This is a genomic window from Halorussus amylolyticus, assembly GCF_004143485.2.
GTDB lineage: Archaea > Halobacteriota > Halobacteria > Halobacteriales > Haladaptataceae > Halorussus > Halorussus amylolyticus.
Genome location: NZ_ML974130.1, coordinates 671,940 through 679,963 on the forward strand (window position 1 = coordinate 671,940; position 8,024 = coordinate 679,963).

An 8,024-nucleotide genomic window follows, 5' to 3' on the forward strand; every position below is an offset into this window, starting at 1 on the left:
GGATATTCTATAGAACATCGCTCAGACTGGTATGAATGACCGTTACGACGTGATTGTCGGTGGCTCGGGAATCGCCGGTTCGACCGCTTCGATGATTCTCGCGAAACACGACCTCGACGTGCTGATGGTCGAAGCAAAGACGCATCCGCGGTTCGCAATCGGCGAGGGGATGTTGCCGCTGAGCGCCGTGTGGATGTGGATAGTCGGCGAGTACTTCGGGATACCGGAAATCCAGAATCTGAGCGACGCGAACAAAGTGGTAGATAATATCACGCGGTCCTGCGGGGTGAAACACTCCGTCGGGTTCGCCTACCACGAATCCGACCACTCGTTCGACGGCGAGCACGCCCATCAGTTGGTCCCCCCGCAGATGCCGTTTTACAAGGAGAGCCACCTCCTGCGCGAGCACATCGACCACTACATGGTCGAATCGGCCGAGAGCTACGGCGTCGAGTACGTCGACGAGACGCCGATAACCGACGTGGAAATCGGCGACGACGAGGTAACAGTCACTACCGATGGCGGCGTGACGACGGGAGAGTTCTACATTGACGCCACGGGCGGCAACTCCGTCGTCGCCGAAAAGATGGGCTACCGAGACGAGACGCCGGAGTTAGCGACCGACTCCCGAGCGATTTTCACGCACGTCGAGGGCCTCGAACCGTTCGACGAACTCATCGATGAGGCCGACCACCCCCAGCAGTCGAATCGCCTCCACGACGGAACGCTCCATCACGTCTTCGACGGCGGGTGGCTGTGGGTAATTCCGTTCGACAACTTCGAGCGCTCTGAGGAGACCAAAGCGAGCGTCGGATTGGTGCTCGACCGGGAGCAGTATCCGCGGGACGACTCGCTCGACGCCGAAGCGGAGTTCTACGAGATTGTTCGGGAGTTCCCCGATATCGAACGCCACCTCGACCCGGTCGAGCCGGTGATGCCGTGGATTCGAACCGGACGGTTACAGCGGAGCGCCACCAAATCGTCGGGCCACCGTCACTACCTGACCAACCACACCTACGGCTTCGTGGACCCGCTCTACTCGCAGGGGCTGATTCACACGTTCGAATCGGTGTTCCTCTCGACCAATCTCCTCTTGGAGGCGTTCGAAGACGACGACTTTTCGGCGGACCGGTTCGAGCCGATAGACGAATTGCACCGGAGACAGCTCGAATCTGCGGATTTGCTCGTCCGAAACGGGTACGATTCGACGGGCGATTTCGACGTTTGGAACGCCTGGACGCAGATGGTGCTCGCCGAATCCGTCCTGCCGGACCTGTACATCCAACGCTTCTGCCTGAAGTACTTCTCGTCGGGCGAGACCAGCGAGTTCGACCCACTGCTCGAAGAGACGCGCCCCGGCGACCGCGCACCGTTCGCCCCGGAGAAAGAGGCGCTGTTGCAGACGATGTCCGAGACGCTCGATTCGTACGCCGCAGGCGACCTACCCCCGGACGAAGCATCGCAACTGCTCTTGGACGAACTGAAACGCACCGAGTGGCTGCCGAAACGCGTCTACGAGTGGGGCAACGAGACGGAGCGCCACATCGACTTCTCCGACCCCGAGATAGCCCGAGACCTGTTCGAATGGGGCAACACCGACGCGCCCGAGCACATCCGCGAGGGGCTTTTCGACTTCGAGATGCCGAATCTGGCGCAGTGAGCGACTTACGGCTCCGAAACGCCCGCTCTCTCGGTCGTGTCGAGCCACGTTTCCATCGGCTGTGACCGCTCGCGATAGTAGCGATAGAGGCGGCGACCCCACTCTACGGCCTCGGCGTCCGCCGTATCGACGAGCGCGTGCGGATATCCCGTCCTGTCGTCGTGAACCGTGAACGTGAGTCGGTGGTCGAACAGTCCGAATTGGACGGGAATCGGTTCGTCGGTGATGCGTACCCCCGAGTCCGACTCGCCCGTCCAAATCGACTCGATATCTGGGTATCGCTCGAAATACCGGGTCGCGGCCTCGGGGGTCCAGATAATTTCGGCTTCGACCTCGCCGCGGAGATGCGGTTTGAGTCGCTCGACGACATCGGGAGGGACGGCGCTGATACTCCGAACGCCCTTCGCGCGCTCGGTCTCGTCCCAAAATTCGAGGTATCGCCGATGCATCTGGTAAGGGTCGTCGGCCGTGGCCGTCATCACCGTGGCCTCCGCGAGCAGGCTCCTTTCGAACTCGATTGGGCAGGCGTGCAACTGCTCGACGAGTTCCGGAAGTCGCGCCGAGACGTGCAACTGTCGGCAGAGGGCTTCGACTTCCCGGAGGACTATCGCGCCGAAATCCGTGAGCGCGTGTCGGTTGTCCGTCGCCGTGATGAGTTCCGCTTCGCGGAGGGTTCCCAGATGCCGATTGACCGTCGCTCGCGAGTACTCGAGATTTCGTTCCAACTGCCGGGTCGTGAGCGCGTCTTCCGTTCGAAGGAGCGTCAGTATCTCGTGATGAGTGACGACCGTTTTCGTGAGCCCGATTCCCCGGTCGATTTGCATACCGATACCAGTGATTCATATCATATAACGGTGCGGTTTATTCGGTCACCACGACGACCGAACGCCCGCGCTCGGGGCGCTACCGGTCGCGTCTCGACGCTGGCAGGTCGTCTTCCGACCGTCTGGACTCCGCGAAAAATAGGTCTCCGAAACGCCCCGTCAGTCCCCTTCGGGAGCCTGAATCACGCCGTCGTCGCTCCACGTGTAGCCCGCCTCTTCGAGCCGACTCCGGGCGGCCTCCGGGCTCTCCTCGTACTCGGTCACGTCGTCGGTGTGGAGTTCGCCGAACGCCTCCGAAACGACGTTGCTGCCGGGCTCCGGGAAGTCGAACAGAATCTGCTGGACGATTGGCGTCCGCGGGATGGTCTCGACCATCGCCTTCCGGAGGGTCACGTCGTCGAGTCCGGCTTGGCGCTCGTTCGGCGTGAAGTGCCAGAACGAGGTCGCGATTTCGAAGTTCGTTCCGATGTTCTCGTTGTCCTGATTCTCGTTCAGACTCCGGTCGATGCGGCCGAACGGCTCGTAGTTGAGTTCGCCGTTGAGGAGCAGTTCCCACACCGTCGAGGACTCGGGAATGATGCGCCAGAAGCGCGTCTCGAAGTCCACGGGCGCGAAGTGGTCGTCGAACCTCGCGAGACCGAACTCGGTCCCCTGATTCCAGTAGTCGAACTGGAGCGGGCCGCTCCCGACCGGCTCCTCGACGTTGACCTGACTCGGCTCGTCGCGGTCCTGCCAGATGTGCTGGGGCAGAATCGGAATCTGGGTTCCGACGAGCGTGTTGAACGGTCCGAGCGGCTGTGACATGTTGACCCGAACCGTCTCGTCGTCCACGGCCTCGGCGTTGTCGATGAACTGCGACTGGACCGAGTACAGCGGCACTTCGTTCTCGGTGATGTAGTTGTAGCTGAACGCCACGTCCTCGGTGGTGAGGTCCTCGCCGTCGTGGAACGAGTGGCCGGTCCGGACGGTGTACTCCATCGTGGTGTCGTCCACCCGGTTCCAGTCGGTGGCGAGACTGACGTCGGTGTTCAGTTCGGCGTTGTTGTCGAGTCGGAGCAGCGTGTCGTACATCACCGTGAACTGGTAGGTGTGCTTGTTCTCGTCGTTGTGGCCGAGCACGTTCATCGTCGAGAGCGTCTCGGGCCAGTACCCCTTCAACTCGGTGGTGCCGTTCACCATCTCCAGGTTCACCATCGTCCAGTAGGAGTTGAAGCCGAGTTCGAGGTCGCGCTGCCAGTTCGTGACCTGATTGTTGTTCCAGATGGCCGCCGCGGGCATCTGGGTGATGGGCATCTGGGGCACCTCGTCCATCAGGAGCTGCTGGAGCTGTTGGACCTGGTCCACCCGCGCGCTCTGGTCGGGTTCGGCCAGGTAGTTCGACATCAGTTCGTCGGCTTCTTCGTTCTGGTACCCCGCGAAGTTACCCTCACCGGGGTCGGTGTTCTCGGAACTCAGCGTGGAATTGAGCTCCAGCACCGGGTCCACGGTGAAGAACGTGTGCCACGTCGAGAGGCTGTAGTCGTACTCCTCGGACACCCTCGTGAACAGCGTCCCCCATTCGAGGACCTCGACTTCCACGTCGAGTCCGAAGTCGTTCAACTGCCGCGCGATGAGGTTGATGGCGTCGTGCCGCGGCGGATTGTAACTCTGTGCGTTGTTGAGGTACGTGTACGTCGGCAACGGTTCGCCCGCTTCCACCTCCTGGGTTTCCGTGCCGTCTCCCGCCGTCTCGTTGCCCGTCGTCGTGTCGGTTTCGTTCTCCTGGCTCGCACCTGCGCCCCCTGCGAACGTCGTCAGGCCGACCACACCCCCCGCCACACCTGCTTTTGTCAGAAAATCGCGTCGATTTTCGTCTATCTGCCGTTCTGGCATGCTAACCGTCAACAATTCGTACCCTAATGAGCGTTTTTGCCGCTTTCGAAATACGACCGGCTAAATTCACGGACACGGACCAGTTCACCACACCCGCGAGCGATTCGATTCGTACCCCCAGTGACCCGAAGTCCAATCCTGAGCGAGCGCCGAGACGCCGAACCGTCCCCTGTCGTTGGTCTGGAAAGACCACCGACAGTTATTCCGTCGCTCGCCCGAAACCCCCGCTATGAGAAACTACACCATTGGGAGCGTTTGGGGCATCCCGATTCGAATCAACATCTCTCTGCTCGTGTTCTTGCCGGTGCTGGCGTGGCTCCTCGGAAGCGGGGAGCAAATCGACGTCTACACCGGCGTCGTCAACGGATTCACGCCGACCGCGCTCGACCCGGCGGTACTCAACGCCGGAAACGCGCCGTGGCTCATCGGCGCGGGGGCGGCGGTCGGCCTGTTCGCCAGCGTCGGCGTCCACGAACTCGGCCACGCGTGGGCCGCGCGTCGATACGGCATCGAGACCGACTCGATTACGCTCTGGATTCTCGGCGGTCTCGCCAGCCTTCGGGAGATGCCCCGCGAGTGGCACAAGGAGTTCTGGATAGCCATCGCGGGACCGGCCGCCAGCGTCCTCGTCGCCGCCGCGTGTTACGCTGTCGTCGCGGTCCTGCCGAGTTCGGTTCCGGTCGTGACGTTCGTGTTCGGGTGGCTCGTCGTGACTAATCTCGTTCTCACGGTGTTCAATCTGCTCCCGGCGTTCCCGATGGACGGCGGCCGAATCCTCCGCGCGCTGCTCTCGCGGTCCCGGCCGTACGCGAGCGCGACTCAAACCGCCGCCAGAATCGGCTCGCTGTTCGCGCTCGGCTTCGCCGTCGTCGGCGTACTTTCGTTCAGCCCGATGTTACTCCTGCTCGCTGTGTTCGTCTACGGCGCGGCGAACGGCGAGTCGCGCCACGTCGCGCTCGCCACGCTCCTCGAAGGGGTCACGGCCGGGGACGTCGTGACCGGCGCGTTCGACCCGGTCGCCGCCGACGCGTCGGTCGAGACGCTCCTCGACCGCATGATGACCGAGCGCCGAACCGAGTTCCCGGTCGTGGACGACGACGGAACCGTCGTGGGCGTCGTCTCGATTGCGGACGTTCGCCGGGTCAAGAACCGGGACTCGGCCGAAACGACGGTCGGTGAGATTCTACGCGAGGGGGCCAGTCGCGTCTCCGCCGACACGGACGCCTTCGAAGTGCTCGGTCTCCTGAACACCGGGAAGACGGCCATCGTCGTCGTCGAGGACGCGGGCGAACCCATCGGGGTCCTCACGCGCACGGACTTCACCGCCGCACTCGACATTCGCCGAGCGGGCGGCGGCCCGGTGTCGCCGCGCACCGCGATGTAGTCGCCGGTCGGTCTCGAAACCCGGCTAAATCGGCCGCGTCTCTCGGCCGTCGATAGTAGCTTCTTAGTACGATGAGCGATACGATTCGACGGAGAACAGTCGAGCATCGGAAGCCTCATCGCCAAAATATGTTAGGAAAATACGACGTGGTCGTGATTGGCGGCGGAATCAGCGGTGCGTCACTGCTCTACACGGTGGCGAAGTTCACCGACATCGAGCGAATCGCCCTGGTCGAGAAGGAAGACGAGATTGCGGCAATCAACTCTCACCACACGAACAACTCTCAGACGCTTCACTTCGGCGACATCGAGACCAACTACACGCTGGAGAAAGCCGAGGAAGTGAAAGAGGGCGCAGAGCTACTCGCGGGCTATCTCGAAAACGCCGACCCCGACCGCGAGATGCACAGCAAGCGGAGCAAGATGGTGCTGGCGGTCGGCGACGAGGAGGTCGAGAAGCTCGAAGCCCGATACCACGACGAGGGCTTCGGCGACCTCTTCCCGAAGCTTCGCGCCATCGACCGCGACGAAATCGCGGCGTTGGAGCCGAAGGTGGTCGAGGGCAGGGACCCGAACGTGGAGATGCTGGCGCTCCAGACGCCCGACGGCTACGTCGTGGACTACGGCCGAACCGCGAAGTCGTTCGTGGACGAAGCCGAGCAGGTCGAGGGCGTCGATGTCTACACCGGAACCGAAGTCACCGACATCACCGAGACCGCCGACGGCTTCACCGTCGAGACGGATTCGGGACGGCTCGAATCCGACGTGACCGTGGTCGCGGCCGGGTCGCACAGCCTTCAGGTCGCTAACGAGATGGGGTACGGCACCGAGATGTCGCTGCTTCCGGTCGCGGGGAGCTTCTTCCTCGCCGACGACCTCCTGAACGGCAAGGTGTACACCCTCCAGATGAAGAAGCTACCCTTCGCGGCGGTCCACGGCGACGCCGACGTTCACGACGGGAGCGTCACCCGATTCGGGCCGACCGCGAAGCTCGTGCCGACGCTCGAACGCGGCCGACTCTCGACGGTCGGCGACTTCTTCGACGTGTTCGGGCTGAACGTCGATTCGTTCCTGAGCTACGGCAACATCCTCGCCGACAGAATCCTGCTCCCGTACGTCCTCAAGAATCTGGTGTACGACCTGCCCGAAGTCGGGAAACGCGCGTTCCTCCCGAACGTCAAGAAGGTCGTCCCGAGCGTCGAACTCTCGGACATCGAGCGCGCGAAGGGCTACGGCGGCGTGCGCCCCCAGTTGGTCGATACGGAGGCCAAGAGCCTCGACATGGGCGAAGCCAAGATTACGGGCGACGACATCATCTTCAACATCACGCCGTCGCCGGGCGCATCGACCTGCGTGAAGAACGCGATGCAGGACACCGACCAGATAATCGAGTTCTTCGACGGCGAGTACGAGTTCGACGAGGAGCGGTTCCGCGCCGAGACCATCGACAACTTCCCGCGGGAGACCGATTCGGAGACCGATTCGGAGTCGTCCTCGGAGTCGCCCTCGGAAGCGCCCCCGAGTCCTGCGTCGTAGTCTCGCGTTCAGTCGCGTCGGCTCGCGTTCGACGCCCACGCTTCTCCGCCGCCCGACCCGAGAGCGAATCGTTTTTCCACCGTTTCGCCCAACGGATGTCATGGACCGACTCCGCGAGTCACTCCACGAAGCGCCCATCATCGACAAGGACGGCTATCAGTACCTCGTCCACCCCATCAGCAACGGCGTGCCGATGCTCGAACCCGAACTCCTCCGGGAGGTCGTGGTCGGGGTCACGCGCGCGGCCGACCTCGACGTGGACAAAATCGTCGCGCCCGAGGCGATGGGCATCCACATCGCGACCGCGCTCTCGCTCCAGACCGACGTGCCGCTCGTGGTCATCCGCAAGCGCGAGTACGGACTCGACGGCGAGGTCGCGCTCCACCAGACCACCGGCTACTCCGAATCGGAGATGTACATCAACGACATCGAGGAGGGCGACCGCGTGCTCATCGTGGACGACCTGCTCTCGACCGGCGGGACCTTGGCGGCCATCACCGACGCCCTTGACGGCATCGGCGCGGACATCGCCGACATCGTCGTCGTCATCCGGAAGGTCGGCGGGTCGGCGCTCGACGACACCGACTACGACGCGACGAGTCTGGTGGACATCTCGGTCGAGGACTACGAAGTCACGATTCACTGAAACCGGATTCCGTGACCGGCGAGAAGAACGCGATGACCGGTGCGGGCGACTGCGACCGGTGCGCCGGTCGCCGGCGCCCGCCAGCTCTCGCACCGTACGTTGT

The 8,024-nt window shown here is 63.0% G+C and carries 6 protein-coding genes; 4 read left to right on the forward strand and 2 right to left on the reverse strand.

The window, feature by feature from the left end; translation table 11 throughout:
* The first annotated feature begins 31 nt into the window (after positions 1–31).
* Positions 32–1,660: an NAD(P)/FAD-dependent oxidoreductase gene (locus EKH81_RS03320; RefSeq protein WP_162224361.1), complete on the forward strand. Its 1,629-nt coding sequence runs from the start codon at positions 32–34 to the stop codon at positions 1,658–1,660.
* Between the two features lie 5 nt (positions 1,661–1,665).
* Here the strand turns inward: EKH81_RS03320 and EKH81_RS03325 are convergent, their stop codons facing one another.
* Together EKH81_RS03325 and EKH81_RS03330 are read right to left on the reverse strand one after the other, a co-directional pair.
* Complete coding sequence (locus tag EKH81_RS03325) at positions 1,666–2,484, reverse strand: helix-turn-helix transcriptional regulator (protein WP_162224362.1); 819 nt, start codon at positions 2,482–2,484, stop codon at positions 1,666–1,668.
* 159 nt (positions 2,485–2,643) lie between these two features.
* On the reverse strand, positions 2,644–4,356 hold the full coding sequence (locus EKH81_RS03330) for an ABC transporter substrate-binding protein (RefSeq protein ID WP_162224363.1): 1,713 nt from the start codon (positions 4,354–4,356) through the stop codon (positions 2,644–2,646).
* Between the two features lie 229 nt (positions 4,357–4,585).
* Between EKH81_RS03330 and EKH81_RS03335 the strand changes: the two genes are divergently transcribed.
* From EKH81_RS03335 to hpt, 3 genes are all read left to right on the forward strand, one after another.
* Complete coding sequence (locus tag EKH81_RS03335) at positions 4,586–5,740, forward strand: site-2 protease family protein (protein WP_162224364.1); 1,155 nt, start codon at positions 4,586–4,588, stop codon at positions 5,738–5,740.
* 128 nt (positions 5,741–5,868) lie between these two features.
* Positions 5,869–7,275 (forward strand): FAD-dependent oxidoreductase, encoded by a 1,407-nt coding sequence (locus tag EKH81_RS03340; protein ID WP_162224365.1) that lies wholly within the window; start codon positions 5,869–5,871, stop codon positions 7,273–7,275.
* Between the two features lie 100 nt (positions 7,276–7,375).
* On the forward strand, positions 7,376–7,921 hold the full coding sequence (hpt, locus tag EKH81_RS03345) for a hypoxanthine/guanine phosphoribosyltransferase (RefSeq protein ID WP_162224366.1): 546 nt from the start codon (positions 7,376–7,378) through the stop codon (positions 7,919–7,921).
* Positions 7,922–8,024 lie beyond the last annotated feature (103 nt).

What these genes read in the sequence shown, in the direction of transcription:
- EKH81_RS03335 (WP_162224364.1), top strand. Translation starts at nt 4,586, where the DNA reads ATGAGAAACTACACCATTGGGAGCGTTTGGGGCATCCCGATTCGAATC.
- EKH81_RS03330 (WP_162224363.1), bottom strand. Translation starts at nt 4,356, where the DNA reads ATGCCAGAACGGCAGATAGACGAAAATCGACGCGATTTTCTGACAAAA.
- EKH81_RS03320 (WP_162224361.1), top strand. Translation starts at nt 32, where the DNA reads ATGAATGACCGTTACGACGTGATTGTCGGTGGCTCGGGAATCGCCGGT.
- hpt (WP_162224366.1), top strand. Translation starts at nt 7,376, where the DNA reads ATGGACCGACTCCGCGAGTCACTCCACGAAGCGCCCATCATCGACAAG.
- EKH81_RS03325 (WP_162224362.1), bottom strand. Translation starts at nt 2,484, where the DNA reads ATGCAAATCGACCGGGGAATCGGGCTCACGAAAACGGTCGTCACTCAT.
- EKH81_RS03340 (WP_162224365.1), top strand. Translation starts at nt 5,869, where the DNA reads ATGTTAGGAAAATACGACGTGGTCGTGATTGGCGGCGGAATCAGCGGT.